Origin of the sequence: Paraburkholderia sp. SECH2, from assembly GCF_030464795.1 — a bacterium.
Classification (GTDB): Bacteria; Pseudomonadota; Gammaproteobacteria; order Burkholderiales; family Burkholderiaceae; genus Paraburkholderia; species Paraburkholderia aspalathi.
This window is the reverse complement of sequence record NZ_JALPRH010000002.1, coordinates 539,343-558,012: the sequence shown is the minus strand read 5'-3', so window position 1 is coordinate 558,012 and position 18,670 is coordinate 539,343. Positions and strand designations below refer to the sequence as shown.

The window sequence follows — 18,670 nt, the reverse complement described above, 5'->3', positions numbered from 1 at the left end:
CCCCGTTGCGCCCGCCAGTCCCACGGGTCGCGCGGAAACAACACATGACCTGCCCTACCCACGACATTACAAGCCGCGCGCACGCAGCTTACGGGCAGTCATCCAATCGTCACAGCTTTGCCATGCGAGCGTCACCAGGCGTTACTACATTGGCGAAAAAAGAAATCTCCCTTTTTTCGACCAGGACGCCACATGCGAGAACTGCCGACGCCCACCCTGCCCCTGGCTTCGATCTTCGAAACGCGCCGCCTGCCGCGCGCCGAAGAGACAGTCACCGCCCAGCATCGCCTGCAAGTGACGTGGGCACGCACCGACGAGCAACTGCGCGAAGCCCAGCGTCTGCGCTACCGTGTATTCGCCGATGAAATGGGCGCCCGTCTGACGGGTCCGGCCGGCCTCGACGTCGATGTGTTCGATTCGTACTGCGATCACCTGCTGGTGCGCGATCTCGACACGCTGAAGGTGGTCGGCACTTATCGCGCGCTGCCGCCGCACCAGGCCGCCCGTATCGGCCGCCTGTATGCCGAAAGCGAATTCGACGTGTCACGTCTCACGCACCTGCGCGCCAAGATGGTCGAAGTGGGCCGCTCGTGCGTGCACCCTGACTATCGCAGCGGCTCGGTGATCATGTCGTTGTGGGCAGGGCTCGCCGCGTACATGAAGCACAACGGCTACGAGACGATGCTCGGCTGCGCGAGCGTCGCGATGGTCGACGGCGGCCACTACGCGGCGAATCTTTACTGCTCGCTGCGCGACAACGCGATGACGGCGCCGGAATATCGCGCGTTCCCGCACACGCCGCTGCCGGTGGAAGAATTGCAAACGGGCGCCGACGTCGCGCCGCCGCCGCTGGTGAAGGGCTATCTGCGCCTCGGCGCGAAGATTTGCGGCGCACCGGCCTGGGATCCTGACTTCAACACGGCCGACTTTCTGACGCTGTTGCGTCTGACGGATATCAACGCGCGTTATGCGCGGCACTTCCTCGGCGACGCAACACCGCGCTGAATTGAACTGAGTGGCACACGCGAGCCGCCCGGCAGATTCAACCGGCGGCTGAGCGACTGAAAACCGAAGCGCATAAAAAAAGCCCGGCTAATCCGCCGGGCTTTTTCATTTACCGCGCATGATGCTCAATCGTCCGTATAAACCACGCGATAGGGAATGCCGACCTTCTCCCATTCCGCGGCTTCCTGGATCAGGCTGTAATCCGTCAGCGGATTGTTAGCCACCCACTCGTTCGGCAAACGCACTTCGTAGCCGCCGTTGACCTGCGCAACCGCGATACCCGGCAAGCCGACATCCGCACGCCGGCGGCACAGCAGCGCCGCGAGCCGCAGGCAGAACAGCAGCGGCCATTCCACTTCGCGCGTTTGCGACAGCTTGCCGAGTTTCCCCGCGTGGCCAAGCACCAGCGCGGCGAGCCGCGCCTGGTCGGTGCGCGAAAAGCCCGGCATGTCGGCGTTGCTGGCGATATAGGCGGAATGCTTGTGATAGGCGCTGTGCGAAATCGACAGGCCGATTTCATGCAAGGCCGCGGCCCAGCCGAGGAACATGCGGTTCTCGGCGCGGCGTTCTTCATCCGGTTCGGCAAACTGGTCGTAAAAACGCACCGCGAGTTCACCGATACGCCCGGCCTGCGCGCGGTCCACACCGTAACGGCGCATGAAGCCTTCCACCGTCACCGTGCGCATGTCCTCGTGTTGCGAACGGCCCAGCAAGTCGTACAGCACGCCGAGGCGCAGCGCACCGTCTGTCGTATCGACGTAGTCGACGCCGAGTTCGTCGAACACCGCGATCATGATCGACAGGCCACCGGCCAGCACCGGAATACGATCGCCCTTCAACGCGACCAGCTTCAGACGATTGACGTTTTCCGCCTTGATCAGCGCGCGCTTGAGGCGCTCCAGCCCACCGCGCGAGATGCCGTGCGTGACGCCCGGATCGTTGAAGCCATTCGCCTCGACGAGTTCGGCGAGCGCCCGCGCGGTGCCGGACGAGCCAATCGCCTGTTCCCAGCCGGTTTTCTTGTATTCGGCGGAAATGATCTGAATTTCACGGCTCGCGGCGAGTTCGGCCTGGCGCATCGTGTATTCGTCGACATTGCCCGCCGGGAAGAATGCGCGGCTGTGGCTCACGCAGCCGATATACAGGCTCTCCATCTTGATCGGCGTGTAGTGCGAACCGATGATGAATTCCGTCGAGCCGCCGCCGATATCCACCACGAGACGCTTGCCCGCGCTCGCGGGCACGGAGTGTGCAGCCCCTGCATAAATCAGGCGCGCTTCTTCACGCCCGGCGATCACTTCGATAGGAAAACCCAGCGCGGCTTGCGCTTCGCCGAGAAACTCGCCCGCGTTCTTAGCGATGCGCAGCGTGTTGGTGGCGACGGCGCGAACATGATCGGGATGAAAGTCGCGCAGGCGTTCGCCGAAGCGCTTGAGCGCATCCCAGCCGCGCACTTGCGAGGCACGGTCGAGCATCTTGTCGCGCGACAGACCGGCGGCAAGGCGCACCGGCTCGCGCAAGGCGTCGACCTGATAGATCTGGCTGCCCGCGTCGGTTTCCTCGACCCGGCCCACGATCAGGCGGAAGCTGTTCGAGCCGAGATCGACGGCAGCGAGGAGTTGTGGAGTAGTGACCATCGAGTAAGCGGACTCCATGCGCGCGAGCGCGGCGGCGGTGGATGCGAAAGGTGCCGGATGCCCACCCGATGCCTTGGGCGCCTTGTGGCCGGCCGCGCTGTTCAAAGACGCCATTCTAAGCGTACCGGACCTCACGATGTCGCCTCGCAGTAATGGGGGTGCCCTATGGTCCCACACACACTGCGTCATAATTACGACACGCAATGAATACGGCGTAGAATTTATAACTTCGAGAATGTCATAACAACGTCATCATACTGTGAGAATTTCCGAGCGTCTTTACGTCTCCCTTCCTGACATTCCATTCTCGCTGCCGATGTCCATCCGCTACCCCTTATTGAATCGCGAGCTGGGCATTCTGGGTTTCAACGAGCGTGTGTTGGCACAAGCTGCCGACCCTGCCGTCCCTTTGCTCGAACGCCTGCGTTTCATCTGCATCACCAGTAGCAACCTCGACGAATTCTTCGAAGTCCGCATGGCCGGACTGCAGGAACAGATGCGCGACAACCCGGGCGCGCTGTCGCCGGACGGCATGTCGCTGCAGCACGTGTACGACCTCGTGGTCGAGCGCGCGCAGAGGCTCGTGCATCGCCAGTACACCATGTTGCACGACACGGTGCTCACCGCGCTCGAAGCAGAAGGCATCTATTTTCACGGCACTGAAGCGTGGAACGAAGCGCAGACCGAATGGGCGCGCAATTACTTCTTCGACGAACTGCTGCCGGTGCTCACGCCGATCGGCCTCGATCCGGCTCACCCGTTTCCGCGCGTGCTCAACAAGAGCCTGAACTTCGTCGTCGAACTCGAAGGCAAGGATGCGTTCGGCCGCCAGGCGATGATGGGCATCGTGCAAGCGCCGCGCGCCTTGCCGCGGCTCGTGCGCATGCCGCAGGAACTGTCAGGCTATCCGCATGGTTTCGTGCTGCTGAGCTCGTTGCTGCAGCGCTTTGTCGGCGAGCTTTTCCCGAACCTGGTGGTGCGCACCTGCAACCAGTTTCGCATCACACGCAATAGCGAACTGTTCGTCGACGAAGACGAAATCACCAATCTGCGTGTCGCGCTGCAGGGCGAACTGCCGGCGCGCCATCTGGGCAACGCGGTGCGGCTCGAAGTGTCGGCGGAGACGCCCACGCATGTCGTGCGGCGCCTGCTCGACGAAAGCGGCCTCACCACCAAGGATTGCTATTTCGCCGACGGCCCCGTCAATCTCGTGCGGCTGATGCAATTGCCGGAGATGGTGGACCGGCCCGACCTGAAATTCGTTCCGCATATTCCAGCGATCCCGCCGCAGATCGCCAACAGCACCAGCATGTTCGACGTGATCGATCAGGGGGACGTGCTGCTGCATCATCCTTATGAGAGCTTTCAACCGGTGCTCGAGTTGCTGCTGCAGGCAGCTAAAGACCCGAACGTGATGGCCATCAAGCAGACCATCTATCGCACCGGCACCGACTCGCCGCTGATGGATGCGCTGATGCAAGCGGCGCGCAACGGCAAGGAAGTGACGGTGGTGGTCGAACTGCTCGCGCGCTTCGACGAAGAAACCAATATCAACTGGGCGTCGCAGCTTGAAGCGGTGGGTGCGCACGTCGTGTACGGCGTGGTGGGCCACAAATGCCACGCGAAGATGATGCTGATCGTGCGGCGTGTCTCGTCGGGCGGCAGGACCACGCTCAAGCGTTACGTGCACCTGGGCACCGGCAACTATCACCCGCGCACCGCACGTCTTTACACTGACTTCGCGCTGATGACCGCGGATCAGAAGATCTGCGAAGACGTGCACCACGTGTTTCAGCAACTAACCGGTATCGGTGGTGAACTGTCGCTGCACGAGTTGTGGCAGTCGCCGTTCACGCTGCATCCGAAACTGGTCGAAGCGATTCGCGCGGAAGCCGAGCATGCGCGCGCCGGCAAGAAAGCGCGCATCGTCGCGAAGATGAACGCGCTGCTCGAACCGACCGTGATTGCCGAGCTGTACGAAGCGTCACAGGCGGGCGTGAAGATCGATCTGATCGTGCGTGGCGTGTGTTCGTTGCAACCGGGTGTGCCGGGTTTGTCGGAGAACATCACGGTGCGCTCGATCGTCGGGCGTTTCCTCGAGCATCACCGCATCTTCTACTTCTACGACGGCGGCAAGGAACAGGTGTATCTGTCGAGCGCCGACTGGATGGACCGTAACTTCTTCCGCCGTGTGGAAGTGGCGTTTCCGGTCAACAACCGTCGCTTGAAGCGGCGTGTGATTGCTGAAGGGCTGTCGGCCTTTCTCGGCGACAACCAGTCCGCGTGGCTGATGCAAAGCGACGGCCACTATCGGCGCCGCCGGCCGGGCAAATCCTCGCGCAATGCGCAGATGAGTCTGCTAGGGAAATTCTGTTCGTGAGTTTGTGATTGCCTGATTGCGTTCACGCTCCGCTGAAGCAAGCGGCGCTGCGCATAAAAAAAGCCCGCCTTGTCTTGCTCCAGGCGGGCTTTTTTTCAGACCAACGTTTTCAAACCGGTGCCGGTTGCCGACGCGCCGTGCGAAACACCGGGAAGCGCACAGTGAACGTGCTGCCACGCCCCTCTTCGCTCTTCACGTCGAGCTGCGCATCGTGCCGTTGCAGCACATGCTTGACGATGGCGAGCCCGAGACCCGTCCCACCCGTATCGCGCGAGCGGCTGCGGTCGACGCGATAGAAGCGCTCAGTCAGACGTGGAATGTCCGCGGCTGGAATGCCCAGGCCGCTGTCCGTAACCGAAAACACTGCACTGCCGCCGTTGGCCTGCCAACTCACCTTGATCGCACCGCCGTCCGGCGTATAGCGGATCGCATTGGTCACGAGGTTGCCCAGCGCGCTGAGAATTTCCGTTTCCACGCCCGTGACGGTGAGACCTTCGTCGGCGTCGAACACGATCTTGTGATGGTCGCTCGACAGGCTTTGCGCGTCGTCCCGCAGATGCCGCAGCACCGCGCGCATATCGATCATCTGATCGCTCGGCGGCTTGTTGTCGCCCTCGAGCTTCGCGAGCACCAGCAAGTCGTTGACAATATGGCGCATGCGCGAGGCCTGCTGCTCCATCAGTTCGAGATAGCGCCCGCGCTCGGCTTCGCTTAACGGCAGCTCCCGCATCGTCTCGAGAAAACCCGACAACACGGTCAGCGGCGTCTTCAATTCATGCGACACGTTCGCGACGAAGTCGCGCCGCATCGCGTCGGTACGCTCCAGCTCGGTGATGTCCTGCGACAGCACCAGCTTGCGATTCTCGCCATACGGAAACACTTGCACCGACAGCACGTTCTGGCGCTTCTCGCCCATGCCGCGCATGATCAGCATCTGTTCGTAGCGCTGCGAATTCAGATAGCGCACGAAATCGGGCTGACGCACGAGATGCGTGATGTGCTGACGCAGATCTCGTTTCGCATCGAGCCCGAAATGGAGTTCGGAGATCGCGTTGCACCACTCGATCTGATCGTGGTCGTCGAGCATCGCCACGCCGTTCGGCGACGCCTGGATCGCCTGGATAAAACGCGAATGCTGCTGCTCGACCTGACGCACTTGCGCATGCCAGCGCTTCGCGAGCTTATGCAGACGGTAGTAGATTTCGCCCCAGATGCCGGGGGCGCTCGGCACTTCGCCGTAGACCGGCGCGTCGAGCAGGCGCCACAATCGCTGCTTGTGGAAGGTGCTAAAGAAGCTCTGCGCGAGCAGCATGACGATCGCGAGGGCCAGCCCTGCCTTGACGTTCAGGAGTGCGCCGACCACCACGCACAGAACAGCCAGCAGCACGACCGACACGATGGAGCGCGCCCAGATGATGTTCATGTTCTAGCGATCGAAGAGAAAAGTGCTACCGCAAAGTCACGCGCTCTTCGCGAGACGGTAGCCGCTGCCGCGTACCGTCTCAATCATAGCATCGCACCCGGCCGGCTTCAGTGCCGCGCGCAGACGCTTGATGTGCACATCCACCGTGCGCTCTTCGACGAACACATGGTCGCCCCACACCTGATCGAGCAACTGCGTACGGCTGTGCACGCGCTCCGGGTGCGTCATGAAGAAGTGCAGCAGACGGAATTCGGTCGGGCCGAGATCGAGCTTGATCTCGCTGCCTTCGGCGTGCGCGGCGACGCGGTGCGTTGCCGGATCGAGCTTCAGCCCGTTGATCGCGACCAGGTCTTCGGTCAACTGCGGCGCACGGCGGCGCAACACCGCCTTGATACGCGCCATCAGTTCTTTCGGCGAAAACGGCTTGGTGACGTAGTCGTCCGCGCCGATTTCGAGGCCGAGCACCTTGTCCTGCTCATCGCCACGTGCGGTCAGCATGATGATCGGAATGTGCTTGGTGCGCTCGTTGTTGCGCAGATCGCGAGCGAACGCGATGCCCGACTTGCCCGGCAACATCCAGTCGAGCAGCACGAGGTCGGGCAGTACGTCGCTGATCAGGTTCTGCGCCTGTTCCGCGTTGTACGCGCGAATCGGGCAGTGTCCGGCGTGTTGAAGATTGACCGAAATCAGTTCGGAAATGGCGGGCTCATCTTCAATGACGAGAATGCTGCTGGGCATCGGCACCTCTGGTCCTTATAACTGATTAACTGAGTGCTTCGCGTTCGAGCGCGTCGCGCGACTTGTGCCGCACGTCGGTGCCCTTGACGATGTAGATGATGAATTCAGCGATGTTTTTCGCGTGATCGCCGATCCGCTCGATCGCCTTGGCGATGAACAGAAAATCGAGGCCCACCGAAATCGAACGCGGATCTTCAGTCATGTACGAAATCAGCTTGCGAACGAAAGCGCGGAATTCTTCGTCGATCGCCTTGTCGTCGCGCATGATCTGTGCGGCGGCGACCGTGTCCAGACGCGCAAAGGCGTCCAGCGCGCGGCGCAGGATCGACACTGCCATTTCGCCCGACAATTTGATCTCGGCGATATTGATGCTGCGCGAAGCGCCGTCTTCCATCAGACGCTTGGTGCGCTTGGCGATTTTTTCAGCTTCGTCGCCGGCGCGCTCGAGATTCGTGATGGTCTTCGAAATCGCGATCAGGAGGCGCAAGTCGCGCGCGGCCGGTTGACGGCGCGCGATGATGTTGCTGCACTCTTCGTCGATCTCGACTTCCATCGTGTTCAGACGGTCTTCAGCGGCGATCACCTGCTCGCATACATCGAGGTCGAAGTTGTTGAGCGCGATCATCGCGTTGACGATCTGCGACTCGACCAGGCCGCCCATTTCGAGCACCTTCGAGGAAACGAGGTTCAGGTCGGCGTCGAACTGGCTGGACAGATGTTTATCGGACATGTCGTACTCCGTTGTTTTGCGCGGCGGCTTAGCCGAAGCGGCCAGTGATGTAGTCCTCGGTTTCCTTGCGGACCGGCTTGATGAAGATCTTTTCGGTGTCGCCGAATTCGATCAGTTCACCGAGGTACATATAGGCAGTGTAGTCCGAACAGCGCGCGGCCTGTTGCATGTTGTGCGTCACGATTACAACCGTGTAATCGCTCTTCAATTCGGCGATCAGTTCTTCGATGCGGCCCGTGGAGATCGGGTCGAGCGCGGAACACGGTTCGTCGAGCAGCAGCACTTCAGGACGGATCGCGATACCGCGCGCGATACACAGACGCTGTTGCTGGCCGCCGGACAAACCATAGCCGCTCTGGCCCAGTTTATCCTTGACTTCGTTCCACAGCGCGGCCTTGGTCAACGCCCATTCCACGCGGTCGTCCATTTCCGAGCGCGGCAGCGTTTCGAACATCTTCACGCCGAACGCGATGTTGTCGTAGATCGACATCGGAAACGGCGTCGGCTTCTGGAACACCATGCCGATCCGCGCGCGCAGCAGCGAAATATCGCGCTTGGAGGTCAGCAGGTTTTCGCCGTCCATCAGGATCTCGCCTTCGGCGCGTTGCTCCGGATACAGCGCGTACATCTTGTTGAGCGTACGCAGCAAGGTCGACTTGCCGCAACCCGACGGGCCGATGAAGGCGGTGACCTTGCCTTCAGGAATCCGCAGATTGATGTTCTTCAGCGCGTGATACTTGCCGTAGAAGAAGTTCAGGTCGTTGATTTCGATCTTCGGACGCGACTGGGCTTGCGCCTGGCCGCTTTGGGCGGGATCGAAACCGGCCGGCGCCGTGGGACGCGTGCCCGGATTGAGTTGAGTTTCTGCCATATTCATCGGATTACACTCCGCCCTTACTTATTCGAAAAGATCGTGCGCGCGAGGATGTTCAATCCCAGCACCGCGAGCGTGATCAGGAAGACGCCGGCCCATGCGAGCGATTGCCACTGCGCAAACGGGCTCATCGCGAACTTGTAGATCGTGACCGGCAGGTTCGCAACCGGCTGGTCCATGTTCCACGAGAAGAACTGGTTCGACAACGCGGTGAAGAGCAGCGGCGCCGTTTCACCGGCAATGCGCGCGACGCCGAGCAGCACGCCGGTGATAATGCCCGCGATCGAAGCTTTCAGCGTGATCGACATCACCATCTTCCACTTCGGCGTGCCGAGTGCGAAAGCGGCTTCACGCAGCGCATTCGGCACCAGCTTCAGCATGTTCTCGGTGGTGCGGATCACGATCGGAATCTGCAGCAACGCGAGCGCGAATACGCCGGCCCAGCCGCTGAAGTGGCCCATCTTCGCCACGACGAGCGCGTAGACGAACAGACCGACGACGATCGACGGCGCCGACAACAGAATGTCGTTGATGAAACGCGTGAGACTGGCGAGCCAGCCCTTCTGACCATACTCGGCGAGATACACGCCCGCCAGAATACCGATCGGCGTGCCGACGAAAGTTGCGAGCGCAACCAGCATCACGCTGCCGACGATCGCATTGGCGAGACCACCGCCATCGGTATTCGGCGGCGGCGTCGACTGCGTGAACAATTCGACCGACAGCCCGCCGATGCCAAGGCGCAGCGTCGTATAAAGAATCCACACAAGCCACAGCAGACCGAACGCCATAGCCGCGAGCGACATGGTCAGCGCAACGGCATTCTTCGCGCGGCGGCGACCTTGCAGGCGCACGCGCATTGCTTCGAGCGCGACGGCGTCGTTCGAACCCGGCATATTCAAAGTGGGCTGGCTCATTTCGCGCCCTCCCCTTTTTCGAGGCGAAGCAGCATGACCTTCGAGATCGCCAACACGATGAAAGTAATCACAAAGAGGATCAACCCGAGTTCCATCAGCGCCGACGTATGCAGGCCCGGATCCGCTTCCGCGAATTCGTTGGCGAGCGCCGAGGTAATACTGTTGCCCGGCGAAAACAGCGAGACGTTATCGAGCAGATTGGTGTTGCCGATCACGAACGTGACTGCCATGGTCTCGCCGAGCGCGCGGCCGAGGCCGAGCATCACGCCGCCGATCACGCCGCTCTTGGTGAAGGGCAGCACGATCTTCCACATCACTTCCCACGTCGTGCAGCCGATGCCGTAGGCCGATTCCTTCAACAGGACCGGCGTGACTTCGAACACGTCGCGCATCACTGAAGCGATGTACGGAATGATCATGATGGCGAGGATGACCCCGGCGCACAGGATGCCGATGCCGATCGGCGCCCCCTGAAACAACGCGCCGACGATAGGAATGCCGCCGAGGAGCGTGCCAAGCGGCTTTTCGAACCAAGTCGCGAAGATCGGCGCGAACACCAGCAGACCCCACATGCCGTAGACGATCGACGGAATCGCGGCAAGCAGTTCGATGGCGATGCCGAGCGGACGGCGCAGCCACGCGGGCGCGAGTTCGGTCAGGAAAAGTGCGATGCCGAAGCTGACCGGCACCGCGATGATGAGTGCAATGAGCGAGGTCGCGATCGTGCCGTAAATAGGCACCAATGCGCCGAATTGCTTGCTTGGTGGATCCCAGTCGGCGGTCCATAGGAACGCGAGGCCGAACTGCTTGATCGACGGCAGCGAAGCGACGATCAGCGAAACGATGATGCCGCCGAGCAGCAACAAGGTGACGATGGCGGAGAGACGGGCAAGGCCGCCGAAGATGACGTCGCCGGCGCGGCTAGGCGCTTTCTGCTGCGACGTGCTGCCGGGCGGTGTCGATTTCGCCGCGCCAGACGCTAATTGGATATCGGACATGAGAGCCTGATGGACCTGTTTCCAGTTGCCGTACGACACTTGTCGCGCGGCGGACAATGCTGGCTAATGCCGGGGTAACGCCATTGGCCGTCCTCGAATGAGGACGGCCAATGTATTGCTGCTTACTGCATGCTACGTCGCTTAGTCAGCGATCGGCTTGCCTGCAGCGTCCTTCACCTTCGACTTCCACTGCGTGCGGATTTCCGACACAACCGAATCCGGCAGCGAAATGTAGTCCAGATCGTTCGCAGCTTGCGAGCCATTCTTGAACGCCCAGTCGAAGAACTTCAGCGTTTCGGTGCCTTGTGCCGGCTTGTCCTGCGCCGTGTGCAGCAGCACGAACGTTGCGCCGACGATCGGCCATGCGTTCTTGCCCGGCTCGTTCGTCAGGATCTGGTAGAACGACTTCGACCAGTCCGCGCCCGCTGCCGCTGCCTTGAACGTTTCCGTCTTCGGCTCGACCACCGTGCCCGACGAATTCTTCAGGCCGACATACGTCATCTTGTTCTGCTTCGCGTACGCCCATTCGACGTAGCCGATTGCGCCCGGCAGACGTTGAACGAAGGCTGCGACGCCGTCGTTGCCCTTGCCGCCCGTACCCGTCGGCCAGTTGACCGTCGAACCTTCACCCACCTTCGACTTCCAGTCAGCGTTGACCTTCGACAGATAGTTCGTCCAGATGAAGCTGGTGCCCGAACCGTCGGCGCGGCGAACCACGGCGATGTCGGTATCCGGCAGCTTAGCCTTCGGGTTCAGTGCAACGATCGCCGGATCGTTCCACTTCTTGATCTTGCCCAGGTAGATGTCGCCGAGCACTTCGCCCGACAGCGTCAGTTCACCCGGCGTCACGCCCGGCACATTAACAACCGGCACCACGCCGCCGACAACCGTCGGAAACTGGAACAGGCCTTCCTTCGCGAGCTCTTCGTCCTTCAGCGGAGCGTCCGAACCAGCGAAGTCAACAGTCTTCGCGACGATCTGCTTCACGCCACCCGACGAACCGATACCTTGATAGTTGACCTTGCCGCCACCCGACTTCTGGTAGGCATCGGCCCACTTCGTGTAGATCGGTGCTGCGAAGGTGCTGCCCGCGCCGGTGATGTCTGCGGCTTGCGCTGCGATCGCGAAAAGCGCGCCAGCGACGCCAGCGAACACGGTTTGCATCAATTTCATGAGACCTCCAAGGGTGTGAGCGGTGTGAGCGAATAACACGAACACCGCGAAGCTTAGGGTCTCTTTGTGACAGTAACGTGACTAACCGTGAAACGGATGTGACAGTGAGATTACTAAGGTGAAAGGCGTCAGCGCGGACAAATCGCCGCTTTGGCGGCGTCGCGGGCGCCGTTTTACAGATTAGGCGAAAAAAATGGGACGCGAACGTTTGCGTGTGTTTGGAGGGGCGCTGCGGAGATGTACAGCGGAGGGGTGCGGCAGCGGGGACGCGCTCATGGTCGTCCCTCGCCGCCGTAGGCCAGGCGCGGTTTAGGCCGTGGCCAGCTTGACCGCGTTGGCGATCGCTTCGGAGTGGCGAATGGCGTCGTCGACTTTTTCCGCCTCCACCATCACGCGCAGAACGGGCTCGGTGCCCGAGGCCCGGATCAGCACGCGGCCGCGGCCGTTCAGCGCTGCCTCGGCCGTGCTGATGGCGCGGCGGATCGCGTCGCTGCCCTTCCAATCCGCGCCGGGCTGCATCCGTACGTTGATCAGCTTCTGAGGGAACAGCGTCACGCCGTGGAGCAGCTCAGCGAGCGTTTTGTCGCTGCGTTTCATTGCGGCCAGCACCAGCAGGGCCGACACGATGCCGTCGCCGGTCGAATGGCGGTCAAGGGAGAGAATATGGCCGGAACCTTCCGCGCCCAGTTGCCAGCCGTGTTCGCGCAACTGTTCGAGCACGTAACGGTCGCCCACCGCCGCGCGGACGAACTTCACGCCGGCTTCCTGCAGCGCGACCTCGACCGCCATGTTGGTCATCAAGGTGCCGACCGCGCCTTCCACTTTGCCGTCGGTCGCCATCCGGTCCTTGACCAGCACGTAGAGCAGCTCGTCGCCGTTATACAGGCGGCCTGCCGCGTCCACGACCTGCAGCCGGTCGGCGTCGCCGTCGAGCGCGATGCCGAGGTCCGCGTGATTTGCGCGCACCGCGCGCACCAGCGCGTCCGGTGCGGTCGCGCCGACGCCGTCGTTGATATTGAAACCGTTTGGCGCGACGCCGATCGGAATCACATCGGCACCGAGCTCATGGAACACGTGCGGCGCGACGTCGTACGCGGCACCGTGCGCGCAATCGACCACCAGCTTCAGGCCGCGCAAGTCGAATGCTGCCGGGAACGTGCTTTTGCAGAATTCGATGTAGCGGCCGGCTGCGTCGTCGAGGCGCCGCGCCTTGCCGAGTTGCTCGGAGGCGGCGCATGCGAGCGGCAGATCGAGTTGTTCTTCGATCTGCAATTCCACTTCGTCGGGCAGCTTGTTGCCGTCGGCGGAGAAGAATTTGATGCCGTTGTCGTAGTACGGATTGTGCGACGCGCTGATCACGACGCCCGCGGCGAGCCGCAGTGCACGCGTCAGATAGGCGATACCCGGGGTCGGCATCGGCCCGGCCAGCATGACGTCGACACCCGCCGCGGAAAAGCCCGCTTCGAGCGCGGCTTCGAGCATATAGCCCGACACGCGGGTGTCTTTGCCGATCAGCACCGTGGGCCGTGCGCCCGTTCTCGCCCAGCGGTCCGCGCCCGCGAGCACCTTGCCGGCCGCGTAGCCGAGCCGCAATACAAACTCCGGCGTAATCGGCCCTTCGCCGACCTTGCCCCGAATCCCGTCTGTTCCGAAATAACGACGTGCCATGTTTTATGTTCCTCCTTGGCTTGTGGGTTCAGCCGCGCGCGCGGCTGTGATTCGCCGCGTCGCGCATGGCAGCCCATACTTTCAATGCATCCACTGTTTGCGCGACGTCGTGCACGCGCAGAATTGCCGCACCGCGCCCGGCGGCACACACCGCGGCGGCGATGCTACCCGCCACGCGCTCCGGCGCCGGGCGTCCGACGACCGCGCCGACCATCGACTTGCGCGACATGCCGGCGAGAATGGGATACGGCGGCTCGGCCCGCGGCGCCGTATCCGGCAGATGCACGAGCAGCGCGTAATTGTGTTCGATCACCGCTTTGCCGAAACCAAAGCCCGGGTCCACGCTGATGCGAGCACGAGCGATGCCCGCCTGCTTCAGCGTTGCCACCCGTTCTTCGAGAAACTGCCGAACCTCGCTTACCACGTCGTCATAGGCAGGCTCACCGAGCTGCATGGTCTGCGGCTCGCCGAGCATATGCATCACGCACAGACCGCATTCGCTGTCGCGAACGGCGTCGATCGCACCAGGCATCCGGAAACCCCAGATATCGTTGATCAGGTCCGCACCCGCGGTCAGTGCGTGACGCATCACTTCCGGCTTGTAGGTGTCGACCGACAGCGGCACGTTCGCGCCATGCAGTAGTTCGACCAGCGGGATCACCCGCTCCAGCTCTTCATCGAGCGGCACGGGCGGCGCACCCGGACGGGTCGACTCACCGCCGATGTCGATGATGTCCGCACCGTCGAGCAGCATGCGCTCGGCCTGGCGTAACGCGTCGCCGCGCATCGCGTACTGGCCGCCATCGGAAAACGAATCGGGAGTGACGTTCAGGATGCCCATGACTAACGGGCGTTCAAAGGTCAGCTTGAAGCGGCCGCATTGCAGCGGTTCGGGAATGGGAAGAGAGGGAAATTCGACTTTCGACACGTAGCGGTCAATCACGTAAAACGAATAAATGCAAAACGGGCCGGTGTGAATCACACCGGCCCGCACTTTCTACTGGTCGCCGATCAGGCCGGCGCGGTCGCGCTGCCCGGCTTGACCTCGGTGCCCGGGCTGCCGCCCGACGAGGCGTCGCTTGCCGACGGCGGCGAGCTCTTCGGCGAACGCGGCGGACGGCCTGCCATGATGTCGTTGATCTGATCGGCGTCGATCGTTTCCCACTCCATCAGTGCGGCGGTCATCGCTTCGACCTTGTCGCGGTTCTCGTCCAGCAGGCGCTTGGCGAGGTTGTACTGCTCGTCGAGCACGCGGCGGATTTCCGCGTCGACCTTCTGTTGCGTCGCTTCCGAAATGGTGCGCGTGAAGCCACGACCAAACGGCGTTGCGTCGTTTTCGTCGTCGACGTAGACCATCGGTCCGAGTGCGTCCGTCATACCGAAGCGAGCCACCATGGCGCGGGCCGTAGCCGTCGCCTTGTTGAAGTCGTCCGATGCGCCGGTGCTGATCAGGTTCAGGAACAGCTCTTCCGCGACACGGCCACCGAACAGGATCGCGAGGCGGTCCAGCAGGTAGTCTTTCGAATACGTTTCGTTGTCATGCTCCGGCAACTGCCACGTGACGCCCAGCGCACGGCCGCGCGGGATGATCGTGACCTTGTGCACAGGATCGGCCTTCGGCAACAGCTTGGCGATGACTGCGTGACCCGACTCGTGATACGCCGTAGCACGCTTCGATTCTTCGCGAATCACGGCCGACTTGCGCTCCGGACCCATGAAGATCTTGTCTTTCGCGTCTTCGAAGTCGTTCATCTCGACGATGCGCTTGCCGCGGCGAGCCGCGAACAAGGCTGCTTCGTTGACCAGGTTCGCCAGATCGGCGCCCGAGAAGCCCGGTGTGCCGCGTGCGATCACCGCTGCGTCGACGTCGTTCGAAATCGGCACCTTGCGCAGGTGAACCTTCATGATGTGCTCGCGACCGCGGATGTCCGGCAGACCGACGTACACCTGACGGTCGAAACGGCCCGGACGCAGCAGCGCCTTGTCGAGCACGTCCGAACGGTTCGTTGCAGCGATCACGATCACGCCCGAATTCGCTTCGAAGCCGTCCATCTCGACCAGCATCTGGTTCAAGGTCTGTTCGCGTTCGTCGTTACCGCCGCCCATGCCGGCGCCGCGATGACGGCCGACCGCGTCGATTTCGTCGATGAACACGATACACGGCGCATGCTTCTTGGCCTGCTCGAACATGTCGCGCACACGAGCCGCACCGACACCCACAAACATTTCCACGAAGTCCGAACCCGAGATGCTGAAGAACGGTACCTTCGCCTCGCCGGCGATAGCGCGCGCCAGCAAGGTCTTACCCGTTCCCGGAGGGCCCACCAGCAGCACGCCGCGCGGAATGCGTCCGCCCAGCTTCTGGAATTTCTGCGGATCGCGCAGGAAGTCGACCAGTTCGGAAACTTCTTCCTTGGCTTCGTCGCAACCGGCGACGTCGGTGAAATTGATAGCGTTGTTATTTTCGTCGATCAGACGTGCACGGGATTTACCGAACGAGAACGCACCGCCTTTCCCGCCTCCCTGCATCTGTCGCATCATGTAGAACCAGAAGCCGATGATCAGGATCGTTGGTCCGAGGTAATACAGCGCGGACACCAGCGCATTCGGTTCGTCATCAGCCTTGCCGCTCACCTGAACGCCATACTTCATCAGATCGCCGACCATCCAGATGTCGCCGGGCGACACGATCTGGTACTTCTGGCCGTCTGCTGGAGTGACCGTGAGGTTCCGCCCCTGGACAATGACGTTCTTGACTTTGCCGTTCTTCGCGTCGTCCATGAACTGCGAATAGGAAACGCCTTCCTGGACACGGGGCTTGTCGAACTGCTTGAACACCGTAAACAGCACCAGTGCGATAACCAGCCACACTGCTGCTTTCGAAAACATATTGTTGTTCAAAGCACCACTCCTTCACTTAGACGGGCGCCTACATTTGCCTTGCGGCACCACGAAAGCATTCTAATCCAGTCCGCAGACCCCTGCCATAAGGTTTCGCTACCACACAAATAGCGCAGCGGGCCATTTCAGCGCCAATTTCCGGTGCTGTCGGCACATTATCGGCAGATGCGGAACCTTCCTGCAGCGCACCTACGCGGGGCGCTTCAGATGCTTACCCAAAATAAACGTTTCTGACGATTTGTCCCGCGAGGCTTTCGGCTTGCGGGCCGCCACCACCTTGAACTGGCGCTTGAACTTTTCGACAATCTGGCTATAACCGCTGCCATGAAAACATTTGACTAAAAGGGCGCCATCCGGCTTCAGGTGGTTTTGCGAAAATTCCATCGCGATATCGCACAGATGCTCGATTCGCGCGGCATCCGCCACCGCCACTCCCGACAGGTTGGGCGCCATATCCGAAATTACAAGATCAACCTGGCGTTCTCCGACTAATTCTTCGAGTTGCTCGAGAACCGAGTCTTCGCGGAAGTCGCCTTGGATGAAATGCACGTCGGCGATTGGCTCCATCGGCAGCATGTCCAGCGCGATGATCGTGCCGTCGATGCCGCCCTCGCGCTCGGCGTCGCGCTGCGAGCCCTTGGCGAGCTTGTTACGGGCGTACTGGCTCCAGCTGCCCGGCACCGAGCCGAGGTCGACAATTACCTGGCCTGGCCGGATCAGCTTGTCCTGCTCGTCGATTTCCTTCAGCTTGTAGGCCGCGCGGGCGCGATAGCCCTCCCGCTGCGCCATTTTGACGTACGGGTCGTTGATGTGATCATGCAACCACGCCGTGTTGAACTTGTTTTTTGCCATTAAAGGTGAACTCTTGCTGCGAAATGTGGCGCTTTAGGGGATAATACGCGGTTAATTCGCGCGGCCACCGCCAAAACTGGCAGTCATCCGCGATTCTGTTGTTCTGACGCGCCGCCCTGCGCTATTGGCCGAATCTCTCGGAAATGCAGGTGCCGCCATTTTAGTCGAGTCTCCCACTTTCCATGCCAGCCCTTAAAGTCTCTTCCGACCAACGCGCCGAGTTGCGCTCCCAGGCACATGCGCTCAAACCGGTCGTGCTCGTCGGCGCCGAAGGCTTGACCGACGCTGTGCTGTCGGAAATCAAGGTCCACCTTGGCGCGCATCAACTGATCAAGATCCGCGTGTTCGGCGACGAACGCGAAGAACGCATCGCCATTTACGAACAGATCTGCGACACGCTGAACGCGGCGCCGATTCAGCATATCGGCAAGCTGCTGGTGATCTGGAAGCCGGAAGCCGCGGTGCAACCGGCTGTCAAGGCCAAGCGCGGCGCCCTGCCGAGCGCCCGCGAAGCGGCTGTCGAAGCCAAACCGGGCAAAGGCCGCGCACCGCGCGTGGTCACGGTGGTGAAGCCCAGCGAAATCCCGATGCGCAAGCCGAAGGCAAAAGCGGTCGTGGTGCGCGGCAATGAACGCGTCACGCAAGGCGGCAATATCAAACGCGCCAAGAAGCGCCAGACCAGCGCGAAGCGCGCGCATCAGTCGTCGAAGTAAGCGAATGATGAGGGTGCGGGCGGTGTCCGCACCTTGGGGTGAACTGCTCAGCGGGCCCGGGTGATGCCTATTTGATGCCCATCTGGGTAACGCTATGGGCAGACCCGCTCAAGCAAGGTAGAACCATACCACTCAACTGGTTACTTTCCCCGCAGCGCTGCGAGCGCCCTGCTCCGTGCTCACGACACCGAGGCTCGCCGGCAGTTTCCACACCAGCGCCACACCCAGCAGGCTCTCGATCAGGTAAAACAGACTCGATACGCCATGCAGGATGCCGAAGCGCGTCGCATAAGCCGAATGCCCGACATCACTGCCCGCTTCCAGCGCGGCAATGCGCATTGCATTCATGAACGGCTGCAGCGCAAAGTAACCCACCAGCACGCACACCAGCATGCCGACGATCAACCAGCGCAAACGGCGATAAGCGTCGCTGCCCCGGCGCACCAGTACGTTCGCCAAGCCCAGCAGCAAAATGCCGCACACCGCACCCAGCACGCCCTCGATGCGAAACAGTTGCGCCGCCACGGCGCCCGCCGTCATGCGATCGAGCGATGTGAACAACACCGGCGCGACGGCATAGCCAATAGTCAACAGACTACCGACCCAAACAACCGTCAGCAGACGGAACAGTCGATGCGGCATCAAGGACACCGGGGCCGCC

At 61.7% G+C, this 18,670-nt stretch carries 16 protein-coding genes; 3 read left to right on the top strand and 13 right to left on the bottom strand.

What is annotated here, in order from left to right; genetic code table 11:
- Positions 1-192 precede the first annotated feature (192 nt).
- Positions 193-1,005: a GNAT family N-acetyltransferase gene (locus M0D66_RS06960; protein WP_054036277.1), complete on the top strand. Its 813-nt coding sequence runs from the start codon at positions 193-195 to the stop codon at positions 1,003-1,005.
- 125 nt (positions 1,006-1,130) lie between these two features.
- Here M0D66_RS06960 and ppx read toward each other — a convergent pair whose 3' ends face one another.
- Positions 1,131-2,756: an exopolyphosphatase gene (gene ppx / locus M0D66_RS06955; protein WP_093640350.1), complete on the bottom strand. Its 1,626-nt coding sequence runs from the start codon at positions 2,754-2,756 to the stop codon at positions 1,131-1,133.
- Positions 2,757-2,958: 202 nt separating this feature from the next.
- Between ppx and ppk1 the strand changes: the two genes are divergently transcribed.
- Positions 2,959-5,022, top strand: coding sequence for a polyphosphate kinase 1 (ppk1, locus tag M0D66_RS06950; RefSeq protein WP_211702281.1), 2,064 nt, complete (start codon positions 2,959-2,961; stop codon positions 5,020-5,022).
- A gap of 109 nt (positions 5,023-5,131) precedes the next feature.
- Here the strand turns inward: ppk1 and phoR are convergent, their stop codons facing one another.
- The 11 genes from phoR to M0D66_RS06895 all read right to left on the bottom strand — a co-directional run bounded on the left by phoR (position 5,132) and on the right by M0D66_RS06895 (position 17,296).
- Complete coding sequence (gene phoR / locus M0D66_RS06945) at positions 5,132-6,445, bottom strand: phosphate regulon sensor histidine kinase PhoR (RefSeq protein ID WP_256455394.1); 1,314 nt, start codon at positions 6,443-6,445, stop codon at positions 5,132-5,134.
- Between the two features lie 36 nt (positions 6,446-6,481).
- Positions 6,482-7,183: a phosphate regulon transcriptional regulator PhoB gene (gene phoB, locus M0D66_RS06940; RefSeq protein WP_028199153.1), complete on the bottom strand. Its 702-nt coding sequence runs from the start codon at positions 7,181-7,183 to the stop codon at positions 6,482-6,484.
- Positions 7,184-7,208: 25 nt separating this feature from the next.
- A complete protein-coding gene (gene phoU / locus M0D66_RS06935; protein WP_054036271.1) occupies positions 7,209-7,913 on the bottom strand; it encodes a phosphate signaling complex protein PhoU in 705 nt (234 codons plus the stop codon).
- A gap of 28 nt (positions 7,914-7,941) precedes the next feature.
- Positions 7,942-8,790 carry a phosphate ABC transporter ATP-binding protein PstB gene (gene pstB, locus M0D66_RS06930; protein ID WP_054036269.1) on the bottom strand — a complete coding sequence of 283 codons (849 nt, stop codon included), beginning with the start codon at positions 8,788-8,790 and terminating at the stop codon, positions 7,942-7,944.
- 17 nt (positions 8,791-8,807) lie between these two features.
- The gene (gene pstA, locus M0D66_RS06925) at positions 8,808-9,704 is read right to left on the bottom strand and encodes a phosphate ABC transporter permease PstA (protein ID WP_093640359.1); all 897 of its coding nucleotides are present in this window, start codon (positions 9,702-9,704) and stop codon (positions 8,808-8,810) included.
- Entirely contained in the window at positions 9,701-10,702 is a 1,002-nt protein-coding gene (pstC, locus tag M0D66_RS06920; RefSeq protein WP_211702277.1) for a phosphate ABC transporter permease PstC, read from the bottom strand. Before pstC ends, pstA begins: the two co-directional genes overlap by 4 nt.
- 141 nt (positions 10,703-10,843) lie before the next feature.
- Positions 10,844-11,875 carry a phosphate ABC transporter substrate-binding protein PstS gene (gene pstS, locus M0D66_RS06915; protein WP_093640365.1) on the bottom strand — a complete coding sequence of 344 codons (1,032 nt, stop codon included), beginning with the start codon at positions 11,873-11,875 and terminating at the stop codon, positions 10,844-10,846.
- A gap of 309 nt (positions 11,876-12,184) precedes the next feature.
- Complete coding sequence (glmM, locus tag M0D66_RS06910) at positions 12,185-13,543, bottom strand: phosphoglucosamine mutase (RefSeq protein ID WP_093640368.1); 1,359 nt, start codon at positions 13,541-13,543, stop codon at positions 12,185-12,187.
- A gap of 28 nt (positions 13,544-13,571) precedes the next feature.
- Positions 13,572-14,471, bottom strand: a complete 900-nt coding sequence (folP, locus tag M0D66_RS06905; protein ID WP_256455395.1) for a dihydropteroate synthase — start codon at positions 14,469-14,471, stop codon at positions 13,572-13,574.
- Between the two features lie 83 nt (positions 14,472-14,554).
- A complete protein-coding gene (ftsH, locus tag M0D66_RS06900; protein ID WP_054036261.1) occupies positions 14,555-16,444 on the bottom strand; it encodes an ATP-dependent zinc metalloprotease FtsH in 1,890 nt (629 codons plus the stop codon).
- A 189-nt stretch (positions 16,445-16,633) separates the two neighbouring features.
- Positions 16,634-17,296 (bottom strand): RlmE family RNA methyltransferase, encoded by a 663-nt coding sequence (locus tag M0D66_RS06895; protein ID WP_054036258.1) that lies wholly within the window; start codon positions 17,294-17,296, stop codon positions 16,634-16,636.
- A gap of 182 nt (positions 17,297-17,478) precedes the next feature.
- Here M0D66_RS06895 and M0D66_RS06890 point away from each other — a divergent pair, with 182 nt between their 5' ends.
- Positions 17,479-18,009 (top strand): YhbY family RNA-binding protein, encoded by a 531-nt coding sequence (locus M0D66_RS06890; RefSeq protein WP_093640370.1) that lies wholly within the window; start codon positions 17,479-17,481, stop codon positions 18,007-18,009.
- 132 nt (positions 18,010-18,141) lie between these two features.
- Here the strand turns inward: M0D66_RS06890 and M0D66_RS06885 are convergent, their stop codons facing one another.
- On the bottom strand, positions 18,142-18,651 hold the full coding sequence (locus M0D66_RS06885) for a DUF4149 domain-containing protein (protein ID WP_093640373.1): 510 nt from the start codon (positions 18,649-18,651) through the stop codon (positions 18,142-18,144).
- Positions 18,652-18,670 lie beyond the last annotated feature (19 nt).